Source organism: Aquimarina sp. MAR_2010_214, assembly GCF_002846555.1.
GTDB lineage: Bacteria > Bacteroidota > Bacteroidia > Flavobacteriales > Flavobacteriaceae > Aquimarina.
Genome location: NZ_PJMS01000001.1, coordinates 3,086,365 through 3,105,394, shown reverse-complemented (window position 1 = coordinate 3,105,394; position 19,030 = coordinate 3,086,365). Strand labels below are relative to the sequence as shown.

The 19,030-nt window shown below is 32.1% G+C and carries 23 protein-coding genes and 2 tRNA genes; 11 read left to right on the top strand and 14 right to left on the bottom strand.

The annotated features are described in order from the left end of the window. Window positions 1-74: 74 nt before the first annotated feature. From ATE84_RS13255 to ATE84_RS13240, 4 genes are all read right to left on the bottom strand, one after another. A complete protein-coding gene (locus tag ATE84_RS13255) occupies window positions 75-983 on the bottom strand; it encodes a sterol desaturase family protein (RefSeq protein WP_101448414.1) in 909 nt (302 codons plus the stop codon). 49 nt (window positions 984-1,032) lie between these two features. Beyond that, on the bottom strand, window positions 1,033-1,614 hold the full coding sequence (locus ATE84_RS13250) for a sigma-70 family RNA polymerase sigma factor (RefSeq protein ID WP_101448413.1): 582 nt from the start codon (window positions 1,612-1,614) through the stop codon (window positions 1,033-1,035). A gap of 4 nt (window positions 1,615-1,618) precedes the next feature. Beyond that, window positions 1,619-2,128, bottom strand: coding sequence for a DinB family protein (locus ATE84_RS13245; RefSeq protein WP_233195802.1), 510 nt, complete (start codon window positions 2,126-2,128; stop codon window positions 1,619-1,621). A 125-nt stretch (window positions 2,129-2,253) separates the two neighbouring features. Then, entirely contained in the window at window positions 2,254-2,979 is a 726-nt protein-coding gene (locus ATE84_RS13240; protein ID WP_158237251.1) for a thioredoxin family protein, read from the bottom strand. Between the two features lie 44 nt (window positions 2,980-3,023). Between ATE84_RS13240 and ATE84_RS13235 the strand changes: the two genes are divergently transcribed. The 4 genes from ATE84_RS13235 (at window position 3,024) to ATE84_RS13220 (ending at window position 6,539) form a co-directional block, all read left to right on the top strand. After that, complete coding sequence (locus ATE84_RS13235) at window positions 3,024-3,668, top strand: DUF4159 domain-containing protein (RefSeq protein WP_101448411.1); 645 nt, start codon at window positions 3,024-3,026, stop codon at window positions 3,666-3,668. Further along, window positions 3,668-4,186 (top strand): TrmH family RNA methyltransferase, encoded by a 519-nt coding sequence (locus tag ATE84_RS13230; RefSeq protein ID WP_101448410.1) that lies wholly within the window; start codon window positions 3,668-3,670, stop codon window positions 4,184-4,186. The genes ATE84_RS13235 and ATE84_RS13230 overlap by 1 nt, the downstream gene beginning before the upstream one ends. A 76-nt stretch (window positions 4,187-4,262) precedes the next feature. Next, window positions 4,263-5,351, top strand: coding sequence for an AI-2E family transporter (locus ATE84_RS13225; RefSeq protein ID WP_101451002.1), 1,089 nt, complete (start codon window positions 4,263-4,265; stop codon window positions 5,349-5,351). Then, the gene (locus ATE84_RS13220; protein ID WP_101448409.1) at window positions 5,352-6,539 is read left to right on the top strand and encodes an SAM-dependent methyltransferase; all 1,188 of its coding nucleotides are present in this window, start codon (window positions 5,352-5,354) and stop codon (window positions 6,537-6,539) included. A gap of 22 nt (window positions 6,540-6,561) precedes the next feature. Here ATE84_RS13220 and ATE84_RS13215 read toward each other — a convergent pair whose 3' ends face one another. Together ATE84_RS13215 and ATE84_RS13210 are read right to left on the bottom strand one after the other, a co-directional pair. Next, window positions 6,562-7,032: a hypothetical protein gene (locus ATE84_RS13215; protein WP_101448408.1), complete on the bottom strand. Its 471-nt coding sequence runs from the start codon at window positions 7,030-7,032 to the stop codon at window positions 6,562-6,564. Window positions 7,033-7,062: 30 nt separating this feature from the next. After that, window positions 7,063-8,661, bottom strand: a complete 1,599-nt coding sequence (locus ATE84_RS13210) for a hypothetical protein (protein WP_101448407.1) — start codon at window positions 8,659-8,661, stop codon at window positions 7,063-7,065. A 271-nt stretch (window positions 8,662-8,932) separates the two neighbouring features. Here ATE84_RS13210 and ATE84_RS13205 point away from each other — a divergent pair. The 7 genes from ATE84_RS13205 to ATE84_RS13180 all read left to right on the top strand — a co-directional run bounded on the left by ATE84_RS13205 (window position 8,933) and on the right by ATE84_RS13180 (window position 12,234). Next, a tRNA-Ser gene (locus tag ATE84_RS13205) sits at window positions 8,933-9,016 on the top strand. Window positions 9,017-9,034: 18 nt separating this feature from the next. Beyond that, window positions 9,035-9,109 (top strand) — tRNA-Pro (locus tag ATE84_RS13200). A gap of 226 nt (window positions 9,110-9,335) precedes the next feature. Further along, a complete protein-coding gene (locus ATE84_RS13195) occupies window positions 9,336-10,244 on the top strand; it encodes an AraC family transcriptional regulator (protein ID WP_101448406.1) in 909 nt (302 codons plus the stop codon). A 90-nt stretch (window positions 10,245-10,334) separates the two neighbouring features. Continuing rightward, window positions 10,335-11,099, top strand: a complete 765-nt coding sequence (locus ATE84_RS13190) for an SDR family NAD(P)-dependent oxidoreductase (RefSeq protein ID WP_101448405.1) — start codon at window positions 10,335-10,337, stop codon at window positions 11,097-11,099. A gap of 12 nt (window positions 11,100-11,111) precedes the next feature. Further along, the gene (locus ATE84_RS26190) at window positions 11,112-11,276 is read left to right on the top strand and encodes a hypothetical protein (protein WP_158237250.1); all 165 of its coding nucleotides are present in this window, start codon (window positions 11,112-11,114) and stop codon (window positions 11,274-11,276) included. 24 nt (window positions 11,277-11,300) lie between these two features. After that, on the top strand, window positions 11,301-11,777 hold the full coding sequence (locus ATE84_RS13185; protein ID WP_101448404.1) for a DUF1097 domain-containing protein: 477 nt from the start codon (window positions 11,301-11,303) through the stop codon (window positions 11,775-11,777). Window positions 11,778-11,781: 4 nt separating this feature from the next. Then, complete coding sequence (locus tag ATE84_RS13180; RefSeq protein WP_101448403.1) at window positions 11,782-12,234, top strand: ester cyclase; 453 nt, start codon at window positions 11,782-11,784, stop codon at window positions 12,232-12,234. Window positions 12,235-12,577: 343 nt separating this feature from the next. Here the strand turns inward: ATE84_RS13180 and ATE84_RS13175 are convergent, their stop codons facing one another. The 8 genes from ATE84_RS13175 to ATE84_RS13140 all read right to left on the bottom strand — a co-directional run bounded on the left by ATE84_RS13175 (window position 12,578) and on the right by ATE84_RS13140 (window position 19,022). Then, complete coding sequence (locus tag ATE84_RS13175) at window positions 12,578-13,225, bottom strand: YceI family protein (RefSeq protein ID WP_158237249.1); 648 nt, start codon at window positions 13,223-13,225, stop codon at window positions 12,578-12,580. A 33-nt stretch (window positions 13,226-13,258) separates the two neighbouring features. Next, the gene (locus ATE84_RS26575) at window positions 13,259-13,441 is read right to left on the bottom strand and encodes a hypothetical protein (RefSeq protein ID WP_233195801.1); all 183 of its coding nucleotides are present in this window, start codon (window positions 13,439-13,441) and stop codon (window positions 13,259-13,261) included. A 361-nt stretch (window positions 13,442-13,802) separates the two neighbouring features. Next, entirely contained in the window at window positions 13,803-14,675 is an 873-nt protein-coding gene (locus tag ATE84_RS13165) for a sterol desaturase family protein (RefSeq protein WP_101448401.1), read from the bottom strand. A gap of 4 nt (window positions 14,676-14,679) precedes the next feature. Continuing rightward, window positions 14,680-15,651, bottom strand: coding sequence for a sulfurtransferase (locus ATE84_RS13160; protein WP_101448400.1), 972 nt, complete (start codon window positions 15,649-15,651; stop codon window positions 14,680-14,682). After that, a complete protein-coding gene (locus tag ATE84_RS13155; protein WP_101448399.1) occupies window positions 15,635-16,114 on the bottom strand; it encodes a monoheme cytochrome C in 480 nt (159 codons plus the stop codon). Before ATE84_RS13155 ends, ATE84_RS13160 begins: the two co-directional genes overlap by 17 nt. Window positions 16,115-16,119: 5 nt before the next feature. Further along, entirely contained in the window at window positions 16,120-17,340 is a 1,221-nt protein-coding gene (locus ATE84_RS13150) for a sulfite oxidase (RefSeq protein ID WP_101448398.1), read from the bottom strand. Between the two features lie 430 nt (window positions 17,341-17,770). After that, window positions 17,771-18,337: an outer membrane beta-barrel protein gene (locus tag ATE84_RS13145; protein WP_158237248.1), complete on the bottom strand. Its 567-nt coding sequence runs from the start codon at window positions 18,335-18,337 to the stop codon at window positions 17,771-17,773. 52 nt (window positions 18,338-18,389) lie between these two features. Further along, window positions 18,390-19,022, bottom strand: coding sequence for a hypothetical protein (locus ATE84_RS13140; RefSeq protein ID WP_101448396.1), 633 nt, complete (start codon window positions 19,020-19,022; stop codon window positions 18,390-18,392). Window positions 19,023-19,030: the final 8 nt, after the last annotated feature.

Genomic DNA, 19,030 nt, shown 5'->3' with positions numbered 1-19,030 from the left:
TACGAAAGGCAATTGTACTTATATACATTCATAAATGTTTATGTAATCATTATTTTTTTAATTAAATGATAACATTATTTCACTTGGCAACACTCCTTAAAAACTCGCTTAAATGGAAATAATAACTGTTGCAGGTAGTTTTTCTGTTTTGGATATGACATATGATTTTCTATAATCCCTACATCGTCTGCTTCACCTTCACGATTATAATATGTTCCGAAAGCCAAATCCCAATAGGGAAGAATATTTCCAAAGTTTCTGGCCTCGTGTAATAATTTGCTATGATGAAAATGATGTATCTGTGGAGTTACAATCAGATAATCCAAAAAACCTGTTTTGGTTTTAATATTGGCATGAGAAATATATGCTATAACTACATGTGTAACTCCTACCAAAAAGATAATTTCTTCAGAAAATCCTAAAAGCAAAAGTGGTATCATTTTGAAGACAGTATTTAGAAAGATATTAATTGGATGTATCCAGTTGGTTTTAAACCAGTTTAATGAAGTTGGTAAATGATGAATCGAATGTATTTTCCAAAGTAACAAACTTAGTATTGATTTACGATTTCCTATATGACTCATTCTATGGTAGAAATAAGGCAAAAATTCTCCTATTATATTTGCGACCACAAATGTTAGTATGAAAGGAACGTCATCCCATATTTCTGATGGTTTAAAGAAATTTTGTTGACAATATAGAACAAAAGACAGTGATACTGTTTTTCCTAACGCATCAAATAATGCTGTCGAAAATATAAAGTGCTTTACATCTATTGCCAGATTATCTTGTTTAGTTTTCCAATCGGTTTTTAAAGGAATGATTTTTTCGAATATTAAAATATAAATTGCCGTAAAAAGAAAGACGATATAAGACGATATTTCAAAACTCCAACTCTTACTAATCGTTAAGGATGCAATTACACCGGTTATTAATAGTAGAGCGGGAACGGCTAAAATGGATAAGATTTTATTTTGTTTCATTATTCTATTTTAACCTGTAGTCGTGCAAATAGAACAAAAAGACGCAAGTTTATACAATTAAATTTATTTTCCCCATCTCAGTTATCAACTCTGGTGGTAATTCGCAATCATTTTTGAGTAGAAACCCTGTTATCTGCCCTTTAGTATTGTATGATATTTCTATACAATCGGTCACTAATTCTTTTAGTTTTTTCCGTCCTCTTTGTATTCTTGACTTAGTAGCGGTTAAACTCAGGTCTAAAATTTTGGCAATTTCTTTTTGAGGTTTTTGTTCAATATCACTTAGATAGAGCGCTTCTGCATATTGCTTCGGAAGATAATTCTGAATAACAAAACCCGACAAATCGCACACACAAGCATTAGATATTGATGTCTCAGTAACCTCTGGTTGATCTTTTATAATTGTGGTTGGTATTTTATTTTTTCTGTAATAATCTGCAATCGTATTTCTTGTTACTTGAAAAAGCCAGGATTTGTAATTATTGATGCTCTCGTTTTTGTGTATGGCAGTATGCAGCTTTATACCTACCTCCTGTACTATATCCTCTCCAATATTATCATCATTAACTTTTGTCTTAATGAAATTTAATAACGGTTTTTCATACTCTTTCCAGATACTCTCGAATTGCATACAGTTATCTTTTTTGTATTACTTCTTCTGAGGTTAATCCAAATATAGGTGGAGTCTTTATCTCTAATAGTGCTAGGTATGTATATAATACTCCTCTGTGATGGATTTCATGCTCTACCATAGCTCTTAATAATTTCCATATTGTTATTTTGTGGCCTCCTGGTGTTTCACATTTTTCGATTAAATCTTCGGGCTTAAGCTGTGAAAGAATTTCTACCGATTCGAGATGGAGTTCATTATACAAATTAATTGTCTTTTGATATCCTTTTGCATAACTTTCTCCGCAACCTGTATATAAACTAGGTCTTAGTTGAACATTTTCGACATACATCAACCTTTCTGTAAGTGCCAGGTGTCGTATGATATCACCAATAGTAAATTTTCCTTTACCCGTTGTCCATTCTATGTTTTCGGTTGGAATATATTCAAATAACCTCCTTGTACGGTCTTTTATCCTAGCATAATACCCAAGAAAACCATCTATATCCTTTATTTCCATAACTTCATTGGTCAATGTTAAATTTTTACTTAAAGTAAAGATTAAAACGCATTCATTCAAAGTTACTATAATGATTTTGAATAGCACAGAATCTATAGCGCAAAACTGTAAAAGGTTATAAATATGCTATATACCAGAAATCATTTAAGAAGAGTCAATTTTGTAGCTCCTGTCATTTTTAAAGTTTTATCTTGTGTATATGCGATTATAGATAATTCATCATTTTCTGAAATCCAATCAGGAATGGTCATAGATATATTACCTGACTCTTCTTTTTGAACCATACGGTTCGCTACGATATTGGTGTTTTTTAATGTCCTATCCCGGTTTTCACCTCTCGGTATATTTGTAATACGCTCTGAAACTACCAAAGCCAATGTAATCGTATTGAATGACTCACCATCTACCTTATAATTAAAAACAATATGAGAAGGTTCTTGTCGTATATCTTTTATCAAAATAGTAGAATTAGCACTAGCTTTTGAATATTTTTTTAAAGCTATATCTGCTTTATAATGATCAGACCCTGTAAAATGCTCACTTCCATTCACCACCAATTGCGGAGTATAAATAGATCTGCTGTTAAATTGTTCTGCATAACTTTTTTGATAATCACTAAACATTGATGTACTAAATGGATCTTTCCATCCCAATCTATTCCAATAATCGACATGATAGGATAGCACAACTACATTTTGATCTTTGTGTTTTTTCTTAATATTCTCAAGTAATTCATCTGCCGGTGGACAGCTACTACAGCCTTGTGAGGTAAACAATTCTAATACTATAGCTGATTTATTGCCTTCCTGAGCATTTACAGGTATCAAAACAATAAGCGTTAATAGCATCATAAGCTTCTGTAACATGTGCATAATTTTAGTACTTTTAGGCTTTATTTTAGACGAGTATGATGATAAAACTTACTGGATATATCTTCTTTTTTTTGGTAACCATATCAATTTATGGACAGGACATCGCTATTTTACAATATAAAGGAGGTGGTGATTGGTACAGTAATCCTACGGCTCTTCCTAATCTTATTACATTTTGTAATCAAAATATTAATACTGCAATACCTGCTAAGCCTAAAACGGTAAAACCAGAGAGTGTTGATATATTTCAGTATCCATATATTCATATGACAGGGCATGGTAATGTGTTTTTCACAGATGTAGATGCCAAAAATTTAAGAAATTATCTATTAAGCGGTGGTTTTTTACATATTGATGATAATTACGGCATGGAGCCATATATTAGAAAAGAACTGATTAAAGTTTTTCCTGATAAAGAGCTGGTAGAATTACCTGTTACGCATCCGCTCTTTTCTTCAAAATATAATTTCCCGCAAGGATTGCCCAAAGTCCATGAGCATGATGGAAAACAACCACAGGCATTTGGGATTATCCACGAAAATCGCCTGATACTATTATTCACTTTCGAAAGTGACTTGGGTGATGGCTGGGAAAACCCTGAAGTACATAACGATCCTGAAGAAGTTCGTACCAAAGCACTAAAAATGGGGGCTAATATTATTAAATACGCTTTTGAAAATTAATGTCTGAGCAATTACACCACCATAATAATCGGTTTTTAAAAAATCAATTCCCGATAACCCTTGTATGTGATCGGGTGAATTCACCTGCCAATATTGGAAGTATATTTAGAATTGCAGATAGTTTTGGCATAGAGCAAATCTATTTTTGTGGTAAGGATATTACCGTAATTAGCAAGCGTATGCAACGTACAGCAAGAGCTACACATGAGATGATACCTCATCATCAAACAGAAGACATTATTGATACCCTACAGCAATTTAAATCTGAAGGGTATACCATTCTGGCATTAGAAATTACTGATACAAGTATTCCTGTTGCTGAATATAAACCTTCTTCCCAGGAAAAAATAGTACTCGTGATCGGTGAAGAAAATTTTGGAGTAGCTAATGAAGTTTTGGCATTAGCAAAACACAGTTTACATATTAATATGTACGGTAATAATAGTAGTATGAATGTTGCAACTGCAACAGGGATTGCTTTATATGAAATCACAAAACAAATGAATAGTAAAAAATAAGTCCCTGAGTTTATTAAAAAAAGACACAAATCAAAACTTTGTAACTTTGGATTTTGGTGTCCTGAAATTTTCAAATATGAATTCAAAAACAATTGCATACGGAATCTTAAGAGCAGTCACTATTATTATCGGTGTTCTGGGATTGCTGTGGTTTCTCTACAAAATACAATCTGTTCTTATATACATTGCCTTTGCTTCTGTAATTTCTTTAATGGGTAGACCATTAGTGTTGTTTCTTAAAAAGAAACTGAAATTTAAAAACTCATTGGCAGTAATCACCACATTACTAATTGTTATAGGGCTATTTATGAGTATTTTCATGTTGTTTGTTCCTATCATTAGTGAACAAGGACAGCTAATTGGTGAAATTGACATCAATAAATTGGGGGATGATCTTAATAGACTTAACCAGGAAGTAAGTAACTACTTTAAGGTAGAAAGACTAAATTTTGTAGAACTGATCAAGCAAACCGATCTGATGCAATTTTTAGATTTAAAAATTATTCCTAATGCCATTAATTCGTTTTTAAGTGGTTTCGGAGCTGTTTTAATTGGTTTATTCTCTGTGCTTTTTATTTCTTTCTTTTTATTGAAAGATAGTCTTCTTCTTGAAAATAGCTTATTAGTACTTGCCAAAAAAGAGGATGAAAGCAGGTTTATGAGGGCATTTACCAAAATTAAAGATTTACTCTCACGATACTTTGTTGGTTTATTATTACAGGTAGTTATTCTCTTTATCTTATACACCATACTCCTATTGATATTTGGGGTTCATAATGCCATTGCAGTGGCTCTAATCGCAGCAATTTGTAACCTCATTCCATATATTGGTCCTTTATTTGGTGGTGTATTTATGATTATACTAGCAATCACCAGTAATTTAGGATATGATTTCCAAACTGTGATTTTACCTAAACTCACCTATATTTTGATTGGGTATCTGATTATTCAATTAATTGATAATTTCTTAAACCAGCCCTTAATTTTTGGAAACAGTGTAAAATCTCATCCCTTAGAGATCTTTTTGGCCATTCTTATTTTTGGATTACTTTTTGGTATCGGAGGACTTATCGTTGCGGTACCTTTTTATACTGCAATCAAAGTAATTGCCAAAGAATTTCTTTCGGAATATAAAATTGTAAAAACACTTACCAAAGATCTCTAATTGAATCCTTTACTGCTACATAAAGAAGTCCAAGAGTTTATTACTGAAAAATCTTATAGTACACTCGATATAAGTACTCTAATTTTAAGCGGAAGTCCTTTTGAAGGGGTTTCTGCTAAAGAGTTAGCACAACAAATCCAGGGAAAACGTAAGGCAAAAAGAAAACTACCTACCTGGTATGCAAAAAACAAAATCTATTACCCTCCAACGCTCAACCTGGAGCAAACTTCTTCTGAAATAACGGCTTTGTATAAAAGTAAGCTTGTTTCAGGAGCGTCTTTAATCGACCTAACTGGTGGTTTTGGGATTGATGATTATTTTTTTGCAAAACATATGACAACAGTAATTCATTGTGAACTAAATGCATCACTAAGCAAAATTGCTGCACATAATTTTGAAATATTCGGTCAGGAAAATATCCAAACCAGTATTGGAGATGGGTTAGATATTTTAAAAGATCACAATACCTTGGATTGGATTTATATCGACCCTTCCAGAAGACATGATAGCAAAGGAAAAGTATTTTTTCTAGAAGACTGTTTACCCGATGTGCCTTCTAATTTGAGTTTACTTTTTAGCAAAAGTAACAACATTTTAATCAAAACTTCTCCCTTACTGGATATTCAAATTGGAAGTAACGCATTACAAAACATAAAAGAAATTCATGTCGTTGCAGTAGACAATGAAGTTAAAGAATTGATATGGATTCTTGATAAAACCTATATTGGAGATATCAAAATCATAACTGCCAATATTCAAAAAACAACACTTCAGGAATTTTCTTTTTTATTAAAAGATGAAGCTAAACAATCTGCCAATTTGGGGTTACCTATGACCTACCTTTATGAACCTAATGCTGCAATTCTAAAAAGCGGAAGTTTCCAAAGTATTGCCACTGCTTTTGAGTTAAAAAAACTTCATGTTAATTCGCATTTATATACTTCTGATCATAAAATTGATTTCCCTGGAAGAAGATTTGAAATTATAGCAGTGTATCCATATCAAAAAAAGGTACTGTCTAAAACAGGAATTACCAAAGCAAACATTACAATACGTAACTTTCCGGAATCTGTTGCTACCCTACGAAAAAAGTTTAAAATCAAGGACGGAGGTGATATTTATCTCTTTTTCACAACAGATTATAACAACAAAAAGAAGGTAATTCATTGTAAAAAGATTACTTCTTAAAACAATGAACTTGTTTAATTAGCTACTCAGAAAAAATAGAAGAATGTGCTATAAAATTTTCTATGTATAATTTTAACTCCTTATCATTTACCTTATCGATATTATCAAAAATATAATCCCTATCTTCTTCTAAATTTTTATGGTAACCAGCAATTTTAGGGGCATTGTTTTGAATACTTAGTCTAACCATTCTCAATTCTATATTATCTGGTTCAGACAATATAGCAGCATCTATCATCTTCTTTGCTTTGTTAAAATACGATATTTTGCTAAAAAGATTCCAGGAAAACGAAGCTTTTAATGCAAGTGCTGCACCATGATATCCCTGATAAATTGCTCCATCATTTTGCAACCCTTTTTGTGTAAGTTCATAGAACTGCTCAGTCTTTTCTTTAGATTCACTACACGTCTTATAAGCATCTCGTATATCTCCAATACGAACGGTTTCACCTATGGAAAAGAAAAAAGTTACTATGATCAATAAAATCTTCATTACTTTTTTATCGTAAAAAAAGTCGATTTATTATTTAGCCAGTGATATTTTAAGCAATAGATTACTCTTTTTACCATCATAAGCTTCCATAATTATATTTTTGTTCTGCAACATTGCAGCTTTAGTAAGTTCTAAAACATCTAAACGGGAATTTCTGATATCACTTCCGGTAAGAATTGCTTCTTTAGTAACCTCTCCTGTAGCCTCATTAATAACGTAGGATGTAAGGTATATAAATTCTTTTTTACCGTCAAAATATCGCGTTGGCGTTTCATCAAATGATCGTTTAAGATTAGTGAAGTCATCAACATAAAACAAATATAGTTTACCATCATTTTTAAAATTTAGATAAGACATACTACGTTTACTATTAGTTCCCATCTGATACTTTGGTAGTTTATGCATCCATATCATTGTATTATCAGATCCTAACTTCAGTACAAAAATGTCTCTGTAAAAATATCTATAAGTTGTTCTAGAACCCGAAGAACTCGATGTGGTAAATGATTCTACAAAACGTTGTTCTCCCAGAAAAGTTGTACTACCATCACTATTAAATACAACATCATTTATTCTAAGTTTTTCAAGGTCTTTTAGATCATTTTCTTTTTGTGTTCCTTCATTAACTCGCTCTTCTCTCTTTAGAGCAAGATCATCTAGGGTTTCTAAAGGAATATCACTTTTTATTACAGAACCTACTGTACCGCTATCAGACAAGGTAGCAGAAAAGACCCCTAAAACCTCTTCTTTATTATTTGAATTAGCATAAAAACCAGATATTTTTACTTTTCCAGCTCCGTCAACTTCAATAACGGCATCGGTTATAGATCTGCCAGAGATATCAATCTTACTTTTTATAATTTCACTCCCTTTCTCTTCGGTAATCCTAAAAACTTCAGTGCGATATGTATTTTCTAATTTATTTTTGTCCTTTGATTCTGAATTAAAAATAGAAGCGGTCATATAAAAATGACCATCATTACCAATAGCAAAATCTTCATTTTGAATGCTATCAGAAGAATATGGCAACGTCACTTTTCTTTTCCACAGAAGGCTTAGATCATCACTATACACAGCTAATCCTATCTTATCTCCTTTTCCAGAACTTGTTTCAATACGATACAAAATCAGTAGTTTTTTTTCATCCGCAGATTTTTTAAATACAAATTTGTTAATTCTTCCTCCCGCATCAAACCCATAAGTACTCTTAAAGCCAAAATCTCTATTAACATTTTCTCTGTCATTAACAAGTTGAATGGGTTTCTCTACCACAATCCCTGTAAGAGATACTTTTTGTGCATACGCTTTATCATTTATAGAATAAAACACTACAGCCTTCCCTCCTAGTTTCATAACAGTTTCGAAATTTCCTTTATCATCTACAACTTGTCGTTTCTTTACATCTTCTTTAAGGTTATCTAGAGCATATCGCTGTATAGTCATACTATTACGACCTTTCTTAATAGAAACAAGTCGGTTTCCTGAAGCTACATGATAGGTGTTTATACTTCGTATTCTTTTATACTTCTCTCCTATTTTAAAAGAAAAATCTTCAAGTAAAATAGGTTTTTGTGCAAATGTATAGCTAGAGATCAGTAAGGCAAAAACTAAAAGGTATTTACTATTCATTTTTATATTGTTTTTATAACTCTTCATAACATAATATATAGGTCAATAGTATACAAATATATAAAAGAAGTATTTAAGGTTTCTATAGCTAATTGATCAAAATTCCAGTCAATTTATTTTTGAAGAAAAAACTGATTTTCAAGTTTTTAAAAAGAAGGTTGAAATAAATAAAAAATAATGGCAAAAAAATGTTGCATCATAGACTCATAAAACCTACATTTGCATCCGCATTTAAAATATTAAATGCGACGTTCATAACAAAAAATTTATAGGAGAGGTGCCAGAGTGGTAATGGAGCAGATTGCTAATCTGTCAACGCGCAAGTGTTGCCTGGGTTCGAATCCCAGTCTCTCCGCTATATTTTTTTATGATTCGGGGTGTAGCGTAGCCCGGTTATCGCGCCGCGTTTGGGACGCGGAGGTCGCAGGTTCGAATCCTGCCACCCCGACTAAAATAACTACCACAGAAAACTAAAACCTTGTAAATCTCATGATTTACAAGGTTTTGTGGTTTTTAGACTACTTTAAGAATTGAATTAATATGGTTTAATTCGGTTCTCATTCGAATCCTGCAAAAAAAAGTGCGAGCCGAAAAAATTTTTAAAACACTTTAATTACAAAAGAAATAGATATTTTAAAAAAGTAAGTAAATTTGAAATTTACAATTACTTAATAATGAAAAAGGAAACTACTTTAGAAGATTTTTATAAAGAAATAGCAACAAAAATTCCCGAAGGAGTTTCTAAAGAAATAGGTCATTTTAATGTATTTGAAATTGAAAAGTTGTTTGACAAATCAAAAGGCAAACATATAATGCCTTATAGTAAAAGAGAATATTATAAAATAAGTTTAATTAAAGGTGAAAATAGAGCTGAATATGCAGACAAAGTAATTGAACTTAATGGTTCTGTTTTATTGTTTGCAACTCCAAAAGTACCATATCATTGGACACCACAAAGCACTGAGCAATCAGGTCAATTCTGTATTTTTACACAAGATTTTTTAACAAAAAGTAATATAGGTCTGTTATTAGATGATTTACCAATCTTTAATCCAGGCAGTTACCCTATATTTCATCTTTCAGAGGATGAAACCAAAGAACTGGAGTATATCTTTAATAAAATGCAAAAAGAGATATCCTCAGAATATGTATACAAATATGATCTACTTCGTAATTTAGTTTTAGAGTTAATACATTTTGGGCAAAAATTACAACCAGCAACTACACTATATTCCTCTCAGAAAGCTTCTGACCGTATTTCTTCATTGTTTATAGAACTGTTAGAACGCCAGTTCCCTATCGAATCTTCTCAACAGCGACTTGTTCTACGTACAGCTAAGGACTATGCAGATAGGTTGGCTGTGCATGTAAATCATCTGAACAAAGTATTAAAAGAAAATACAGGAAAAACCACAACAGAAATTATAAATAGTAGAATTGTTCAAGAAGCAAAAATTCTTTTAAAGCAGACAAATTGGAATATTTCAGAGATATCAAACTCTCTTGGCTTTGAAGAAGTTGCTCACTTTTCTAATTTTTTTAAGAAACGAACTTCTTTTACCCCATTGTCGTTTAGAAAATAAATGATTGATTTTTACAAATTATAGATTGATACTTACAACCTAGCCCCTTCTTTAGCTCTATAACTTTGCATTATAAATTTAAAATTAATTATAATGACACAAAGTAAAATAGCATTAGTCACAGGCGGTAGCCGTGGCTTAGGAAAAGATATGGCCTTGAATCTTGCTAAAAAAGGGCTTGACGTAGTACTTACCTATAACACGAATAAAGAAGAAGCTGAAACAGTTGTAGAAGCCATCAAAAAAATTGGACAGAATGCAACTTCTCTACAATTAAATGTATTGGAGATCTCCGGCTATGATACATTTATTGATACACTTATAGCTACTATAAAATCAAATTTTAATTCTGAAAAAATCGATTTTTTAATTAATAACGCTGGATTTATTCATTACATAAATTTTGGAAATGTAAGTGAACAACAGTTTAATGAAATGCTGGAAATACATTTAAAAGGACCTTTTTTCCTTACACAAAAAGTGTTGAATGTATTAAATAACCATGGTGGGATTGTTAATGTTTCTTCGGGTTTAACTCGCTTTGCAACACCAGGCTTTGCAACTTATGCGGCTATGAAAGGTGCAATGGAAACTTTAACTAAATACCAGGCTAAAGAACTAGGAGAAAGAAGAATACGAGTAAATATTGTAGCACCAGGAGCAATTGAAACTGATATTATGGGAGGTGCAGTTAGGGATAATGCAGAAATGAATGAATACTTAGCTTCACAAACCGCCTTAGGACGTGTTGGTCTACCCGATGATATTGGAGGTGTTGTAGCTTTCTTATGTACCAATGAAGCAGGATGGATTAACGCTCAGCGTATTGAAATATCTGGAGGCTCTTATCTATAAATTAAATAGGTTATGGAGTACAGATTAACGCTTACTTCTTTAGATGAAGAAAGGGATGCTGTAGTTGAAAAATTAGAAGTGATATTGAAAAACCACGATGATATTTTTCGAATGATAGAAAAAATAAAGCCCTTCCTTTATTTAAAGGATTCTTTCCAGAATGATCAAAATTTATAAAAAACTTAAAATCTTTCAAAAAAAATGAAATCACTATCACATGCATTAACAATGGGACTTATAGGAGCAATAGCTGTTTTTGTGAGTTTCTCATGGCATTTTCCAACTTGGGTATTGTTTATTGCTTGGGTAAGCTATTACTTACTTGGTAAAAATATCAAAAGTGCTTCACTAATTTTCACTCAACAATTACTGGGAATCTTATTCGCTATTATAATACAGTACTTAGGAACTCTGTTAAGCAAAACCTTAGGAATTTCAGGATTTTCAATAGTTGTATTTGTGATTATTACAGGTGTTTATTATTTGTCTAAATTAAAATATCTGAATGTTATTCCTGCTTATTTTTTGGGGATGATTATTTGGTTTGGCTCCCATACACAGCCGAATACAAAAGTACTTGGGTTAACTGTATTCACAATGCTATTAGGTTTTTTGTTTGCTTGGTCAAATGATTTAATAAGCGAAAGAATAGACGCATTTTTTACTAAAAAACAATAAGCAAATGAGCAAAATAACAAATACAACGGTAAGAGCCATTACAAAAGAAGAAATTGAAGCCATAAAGTTATTTTATGACGCTTGGAAAAAGAAGCAGCCAGAATTATTGGATGAGGTTTGCACCCCTAACTGGCAAGATATTCCTTTAGCTCCTGGTCAAAAAGAAGGACCAATTGGATTACAGGAAATTATGAAGAAATTAATAGAAACCTTTCCCGACATTGAGATTATCATTCATGAGATATTCGGAACACATGAGCGCGCAGGCGTTCGAGCTGAATTAATTTTTACCCATGATAAAGAGTTACTAGGGATACCTCCTGTAAATAAGAAAGTTACAATTGCACTTCATGAGTTTCATTATCTAAAAGATGGTAAGTTAACACATACATGGCATCTGGAAGATTGGTTTGGACTATTAATAAAAAGCGATGTTTGGTCTGCAAACAGATTATAGTTAATAAATTTCAAAGACTCATAATCAAAATTGATCTTGCAAATGTTAGTGAATTTATGTTACTGAAATCTAATCTAATTTCTAGATAAACAAATATTTAAGTACCTCTCTTAACAAACCATTCCTCATCTAATTTTTATCATAAAAAACTTAAAGTTTTGGAATTAGATTTATGGTATAAAATCAATAGTTATGGATACTGTAGAAAATATAGGAATTACATTTTATCAAACTATAATAACTTTGTTTATTAATACTTCAAATGTTACCCTGATGACCTTTGATTTCCTATGATTATTCATCCCCTTTCTTTGTCTTTTTTATTCAATCTCTTATACCTACACTATTCAGATTGTAATCTTGTATTAACTGGAAGTTTAATCTGTACATCCACATCTGGCCAAAGTTTTGATATACCATCAGAACCTTTATGAAGATCATAACATTCTTTGTTTAAAGACTGCATAGCTTCTTCTCCATTCCATATATTTAAATCAATTTTGGCAGCCATTATTATGGTATCATTTTTAAATGAATACGAATAATTTAAAGGATGTAACATCTGATTCATCTTTAAATCAATAATTCCTTTTCCTTGATTTGCTTCTAATATGGTCCCTTTTATAGTACTTGTATTAAACACCTTAAAAAAAGAAGTTTTCAACTTAGGGTCTCTAATTTCAGAATTAGAGTTTACAGACTCTGTATAGATTTCAATTTTAGAGTTTTCTAATAATCCTTCAATGGATTCAGCTTCATTTGGCAAAGACAATTTAAAGTCATCAAACTTTCCGCTAACTCCCAATTTATCGGTAAACTTATAAGCTGTCCACAAAACAGAAACACCCTTAACATCTATAGTGTATACATGTTCTTTTTTAACTTTTACATTCTCAATAGCGTCAATTTTTTTCTTTTCAGAAGTATTGCAAGAGAAAATCAATATACTAAACGTCAAATATGCTGTTTTTTTTAAAAAATGTGATGTCATAAAATAAATCATATTAATTTTTAAGAATCTTATCTAACACTGTGTCTTTATCAAGTTTTTTAGCCCAGAAAACCAGTCACCACATTCCATTTCTTCATTCTGTTCTTCCATTCTATCTTCAGCAATACCACAAGATCCATCAGGTGAAATAATCACATCATCACCAGGGTTCCGGTCTGCTGGTGTTGCTACCGAAAATTCGTCAGAGGTTTGCATTGCAATTAATGCACTAATTGAATTTTGTCTTTAATAGTTCTCAACCATGCGATATGGCTGTACAATCCATCAATTGACAAATTAACTAATTTACAATTGGCCTTCTCAATTTTTTTTTAAAGATACAAAAAAGTCATAAACTCTGATGTGCATACAGGTGTAAAATCTGCCCGGTGGCTGTTCGGGAGGAAGAAGCCGGGCTACAACAGGAAAACTAGTTAAAATGGGATTTTGTAAGATCTATAGCTTAAAAGGTGGTTTCCTAATCTGGAGATAAGGATATTCATGTTGATGTATTCATTTTAACCTGCTATGTATTTTAAATTAAAAAAATAAAATACATAACAGGATTATTATTTAATCATTTTCTCTTACTAAAACCATAAATAATCTGCTTAAGAAAACCATTAGGAATCTTTTCATCTCCCGGAAATCCAATTTCTATAGTTCCACTATCTTCAGGAATATAATTGGTTTTAAAAATATAATCCCATAAACTTAAACTAATCCCGAAATTGACTCCATAGGAACCTTTTGGCAATACATAGGAATGATGATATAAATGCATCACCGGATTATTAAAGATATATTTTAATGGTCCCCAGGTAATTTTGATATTGGCATGATTTAGGTGACCAATAGCAATGGCAAAGAAATGAACTATGAATGCTTGTTCAGGTTCAAATCCGCCAAGTATCATTACTCCCAGAGTTTTTAAAGGTTTATAAAAAATATTTTCCATCCAGTGATATCTCAGGTGTGCTGCAAACCCCATTTCTTTTACAGAATGGTGTATCTTATGAAATCTCCATAAAAATGGATACTTATGCAGCAGCACATGGGTAAACCATTGTACAAAATCTAAAATAATAAAAAAGGCAACGAGTTGAGCCCACATAGGAAGACTTGAAATATCCATAATTGTCATACTTTTTACCGAAATTCCTATATCGCCAAAAAGTAATCCTAATAGTTTATAAAACCCACTAATCGCTATAGCGAAAAGAAAAAAATTGAAATACATATAGAATCCATCCAACCAGAAATCCTTTCTAAAAACAGATTGGTTTTTTCTCCAAGGGAAAGCAATTTCTAGTCCCCAAACTAGTAAAGAGATCACAGTTAGTCCCCAGAAATAATTTGTGTACCAAGGAACTTCAAATAATATGGATTTCCATGTCCATTGTACACTGCCCATAAATGCATCTGTGAATGCAGTGATATACTTTTCCATAATCTTACTTTTTTAATATAGTTATACTATCTTGTTCAAAAGGTAGCTCATCAAAATAGCTCCATTCTACCCAAGAGCCATCATAATTTTTTACATTTTTATAACCTAGTAACTCTGTTAACACAAAGTTAGTGTGAGCAGATCTAACTCCACTATGGCAGTATGTAATAACAAGGTCATTTTTTGATACGCCCATTCTATTATAAATCTGTTCTAAATCTGTAAATGATTTAAATTTTTGGGTGCCACTATAATCAATAGCTTCCCCCCAATCAATAAGGATACTTTTAGGAATTCTTCCCCCTTTATAAGCTCCTGTTTTTTGCCTTTTGCCACTAAATTCGTCCATATCTCTTGTATCAAGAATGATATCATTTTTATCTGAGGTTAGCACCTTCATAACCTCATCCTTACCAATCCACAAGCTGAAAGAACTATTTGCAGGCAATGTAAACTTAGATGCAGTTACAAAAACAGGTTCTCTAGTCATAGTTCCTCCTGCTTTTCCCCAGGCCTTTACTCCTCCATTTAATAGTTTTACGGATTCAAAATCATAATTTTTTAACACCCACCACAATCGAGCGGCATCACACCCTCCTTTATCATCATATACTATTAGAATGTCATCATTTTTAATTCCCAGTTTACTAAATAAATTTTCAATTTGTTCTTTTTTAGCCATCATACCTTTATAAGGATATGATGCATCTTCTATGTCCGTTCGCCAGATATTTAGTGCTCCTTTAATATGGTCTTCATTATAGGTTTCTGGTTTTCTGAAATCTACTATTTTTATATTGTTTTTAGTTGTAATTGATAGTAATTCTTCAGCTTCTATAATATGTTCAGAATTAAAATAGGTTTTTGTTTCGATTTCAATCACAGAAGTAGTCGTTTTATCAACCTTTTCCTTGTTTTTAGAACAGGAAAACATCAATACCCCCATAATAACAATCAAACTAATCCTGTAATTCATACCATTCTATATTTGTTAACACTGCGCGTCTTCCCTTTTTCTTTGGGGGATAGTTAGTAACGAGGTAGTTAACAATAATTTCTTCATTCCCTCCTAAGTCCCAAAGATTTTGTGTTTCCTGCATCCATCGAATTGTTGCAATCCAACGTTCTTGATTCATCCTGTTTTGCATAACCAGTTTTGCAGAATGACAATTGGTACAATTATTTACTACTACCATCAAACCTTCGGCATCGATAAAACCTGTTCTAACATGAATACCATTCTTTACTAAATCTTCATCTTCTTCCTCTAAAATAGTAACATAAGTAGATTCTTTCTCTACTTTTCTAAATGCAGATAATGTTGGATCAACAATCAGGTAAATTCCGGCAACGGTAATCAATCCTACCACTGCAAATACGACTAGTAGAAATCGATAAATGGTTTTAATCTGTTGCTTGAATTGTGTCTGATTATCCATATTTATCACTTCACTTTTACCGCTATACGGTGGCAGGCGTTATTCAAATATCCTTTTGGGTTCCAACCCGGAAGTATCATAGGTTGGTTTATTCCTTGAGTGTCTGTTGCTCGAACCCAAATTTCATAATATCCTTTTTTCGGAAAATCTATAGAGGCCGAAAAATGTTGCCATGCTAATCTATTTACTGGTTTTTCTACAGGGCATTCGTTCCATGTTGCTCCAAAATCAATTGAGTATTCTGTTTTGACAACCTCTAGCTCACCAGCCCAGGCATGCCCTCTTATGTTTAATTTTTTCCCTAAATTGATCATAGCACCAGATTTTGGATAGGTAATAAGAGATTTTACAGGCATTGATTCTATGATACACATATCTTCGTCCTTTACTTTTTCTCCCGGAGCGACCGACTCACATGGTACCCGATAAGCGGTTCCTGTCATTTTGGTACCATCGTGTACTTTATTACGTATGCTGATTCTATTCACCCATTTTCCTGAAACCGATGCTGGCCACCCTCCTGCTACTAATCTTAAAGGATACCCATGAACCAACGGGATATCTTCTCCATTCATCTTGTATGCTAATAAAGTTTCATCTTGTAATGCTTTTGTCATAGGTGCTCCTCTAGAGATTGGTTCTTTTTTAGAGTCGCCGCTTAAATGAATATCTGCAGCATGATATCCTATATATACTGCATCATCATTGATACCGGCATCTTCTAGAACATCTTTTAACCTAATACCTGTCCACTCGGCACAAGATACCGCTCCTACGGTCCACTGATTTCCTTTAGCGGGAGGATCAAACTCACTACGCCCATTACCACCACATTCTAAGGTAAGCTGATACGTATATTCAGGAAATTTTGATCTTAACTCATCTAAAGTATATATTTTCCGTTGTTTTACAGATTCACCATCTATGGTCAATGTCCAGGATGAAACATCAATATTTTGAGGGATAAGACCATTATTTCTTACGAACATATATTTATTAGGAGTTATTTTATCATCTAATAAATGTGCTTTTGCTTCAATATTCCATGGCTTATCATTAAGCACTTCCATTGCTTTATCTTTATTGAACATCTTATAAGGATCTTGATCTTGCAAAGCAATAGGATGGTATCCTTTTGGCATGGTCTTGCCAAAAACAATATCTACTCCTATAACCGCCGCCATTGAAGCTAATACAGTTTTCTTAACAAAATTTCGTCGTTTCATCTGTTTTAATTTATTGTTTTTAAGTGGTCAGATGTAATCAAACTATATGCTTGATTATAACAATTTTTAATCATTGAAATTAGAATTTTATAATCATTCTGTTTGTAACAAAAGTTACATTAGTGATTTTAAAAGTAAAAAAAGAAGCTGTTAATGAGTATGGTAACAACCATTTATATTGGCGTAACCAACATATGATTATAAGAATCTGCGAAATTATAATTCAAATTATTTCTAGTGTAGACTACTTTTTTTTACAGAAGTAATAAATAAAACAGATATGAGTAACCAGAACACGTTAAGTAACTTAGTCATATTTTGATATGTTTGTGGCTGATTTCTGCTATCTAAAATGCTTTAACAAAACTCATAAGATGGGTTAACTCATGAACTATTATTATATATATCAATACTATTTTCATGTAATTCATTATTTCCAAAATCCCCATAATATACCTACTCCAAAGGAGATGTAATTAAGATCCAGATTGGTAGTCAATATATTTGTTTCAATATCACTTGAAAGTGAGCTATATCCCAACATTGGTCGTAAGCTCCATCTATCATCAAGTTTATAATCTATCCCTACTCCTATTTGCCAACCTAAGCTATGATCAGTTTTAACAGTTGTGTTTTCATTATTGTTTTCAATCTCTATACAATTATAAATAAAACCAGATCTTATTAGATATGATAATCTGGTATCATTAATAGGATAAGTAAACTGAACACCAAATGTGTAACCCGTTTCTTCAAAATACATACTACTTTCCCCAAAAGGTTCGTCTGATTGAAATTGACTCCATCCCCAACCTACGTAACCTGTAAAATGAGGCACAAAACGGTATGATACTGTAGCGTCGAAGCCAAATCCAATCCCTAGGTTTACATTGCCTATATTTTGAGTAGGGAAATTTAAACCTGGTCTAAATTCTACCGACCATCGGTCTTGTGCAAAGGATAAACCAATGCACATCAAAAATAAAATACTAACCATTATATTCCTTATGACTTTCATATCATCGTGTAGTGTTTATAATAATCGATATTTAGATTCTAGTTATTACCCGATCTATTTCTAATCTTGATATAATAGTGTTCACATATTCTTTAACAGTAGTTGATATCGTTTGAGGATCAACAATATCTAAAGCACCGACCCAAACTAATGATTTATCATCACCTTCATTAATATTATAAATCGAAGCTTCTACATGATATACTTTATATTCACTATAATATCCGGGATTATAATATATATCTTGATAGGTGTAGTAATACCTCCCAAATCTCCTCCAGCTATACCCTACATTATAATACCCTTGACTATAGTTCTTTTTTTCATCAACTCCCTTAACAACACTTATGATTACGGCATCAAACCCTTTTCCTGAAAGCTCATTAACCAAAGTATTAATTTCTTCTTCAGTTTTTTGAGAATCTGTAAATGAAGTATCAAAAATATCTGTACTCACATAAGCATTAATATTATGTTTCATGAATTCATTTTTCAGTTCCTCTTCAAAAATCTTACGTGCCGTAAGGTTTTGAGTTACTCCCAAAATCAATAATTTTTTGGGTTTAAAAACCAATATTTCATCATTTTTCCAACTATCAACTACTCGAACCGAAGAACAACTTGATAACATTACTATAATCAATATGTATATTACTTTCCTCATGATTTTTA

What these genes read in the sequence shown, in the direction of transcription:
- ATE84_RS13255 (WP_101448414.1), bottom strand. Translation starts at nt 983, where the DNA reads ATGAAACAAAATAAAATCTTATCCATTTTAGCCGTTCCCGCTCTACTA.
- ATE84_RS13250 (WP_101448413.1), bottom strand. Translation starts at nt 1,614, where the DNA reads ATGCAATTCGAGAGTATCTGGAAAGAGTATGAAAAACCGTTATTAAAT.
- ATE84_RS13240 (WP_158237251.1), bottom strand. Translation starts at nt 2,979, where the DNA reads ATGTTACAGAAGCTTATGATGCTATTAACGCTTATTGTTTTGATACCT.
- ATE84_RS13235 (WP_101448411.1), top strand. Translation starts at nt 3,024, where the DNA reads ATGATAAAACTTACTGGATATATCTTCTTTTTTTTGGTAACCATATCA.
- ATE84_RS13230 (WP_101448410.1), top strand. Translation starts at nt 3,668, where the DNA reads ATGTCTGAGCAATTACACCACCATAATAATCGGTTTTTAAAAAATCAA.
- ATE84_RS13225 (WP_101451002.1), top strand. Translation starts at nt 4,263, where the DNA reads ATGAATTCAAAAACAATTGCATACGGAATCTTAAGAGCAGTCACTATT.
- ATE84_RS13215 (WP_101448408.1), bottom strand. Translation starts at nt 7,032, where the DNA reads ATGAAGATTTTATTGATCATAGTAACTTTTTTCTTTTCCATAGGTGAA.
- ATE84_RS13210 (WP_101448407.1), bottom strand. Translation starts at nt 8,661, where the DNA reads ATGAATAGTAAATACCTTTTAGTTTTTGCCTTACTGATCTCTAGCTAT.
- ATE84_RS13195 (WP_101448406.1), top strand. Translation starts at nt 9,336, where the DNA reads ATGAAAAAGGAAACTACTTTAGAAGATTTTTATAAAGAAATAGCAACA.
- ATE84_RS26190 (WP_158237250.1), top strand. Translation starts at nt 11,112, where the DNA reads ATGGAGTACAGATTAACGCTTACTTCTTTAGATGAAGAAAGGGATGCT.
- ATE84_RS13185 (WP_101448404.1), top strand. Translation starts at nt 11,301, where the DNA reads ATGAAATCACTATCACATGCATTAACAATGGGACTTATAGGAGCAATA.
- ATE84_RS13180 (WP_101448403.1), top strand. Translation starts at nt 11,782, where the DNA reads ATGAGCAAAATAACAAATACAACGGTAAGAGCCATTACAAAAGAAGAA.
- ATE84_RS13175 (WP_158237249.1), bottom strand. Translation starts at nt 13,225, where the DNA reads ATGACATCACATTTTTTAAAAAAAACAGCATATTTGACGTTTAGTATA.
- ATE84_RS26575 (WP_233195801.1), bottom strand. Translation starts at nt 13,441, where the DNA reads ATGCAAACCTCTGACGAATTTTCGGTAGCAACACCAGCAGACCGGAAC.
- ATE84_RS13165 (WP_101448401.1), bottom strand. Translation starts at nt 14,675, where the DNA reads ATGGAAAAGTATATCACTGCATTCACAGATGCATTTATGGGCAGTGTA.
- ATE84_RS13160 (WP_101448400.1), bottom strand. Translation starts at nt 15,651, where the DNA reads ATGAATTACAGGATTAGTTTGATTGTTATTATGGGGGTATTGATGTTT.
- ATE84_RS13155 (WP_101448399.1), bottom strand. Translation starts at nt 16,114, where the DNA reads ATGGATAATCAGACACAATTCAAGCAACAGATTAAAACCATTTATCGA.
- ATE84_RS13150 (WP_101448398.1), bottom strand. Translation starts at nt 17,340, where the DNA reads ATGAAACGACGAAATTTTGTTAAGAAAACTGTATTAGCTTCAATGGCG.
- ATE84_RS13145 (WP_158237248.1), bottom strand. Translation starts at nt 18,337, where the DNA reads ATGGTTAGTATTTTATTTTTGATGTGCATTGGTTTATCCTTTGCACAA.
- ATE84_RS13140 (WP_101448396.1), bottom strand. Translation starts at nt 19,022, where the DNA reads ATGAGGAAAGTAATATACATATTGATTATAGTAATGTTATCAAGTTGT.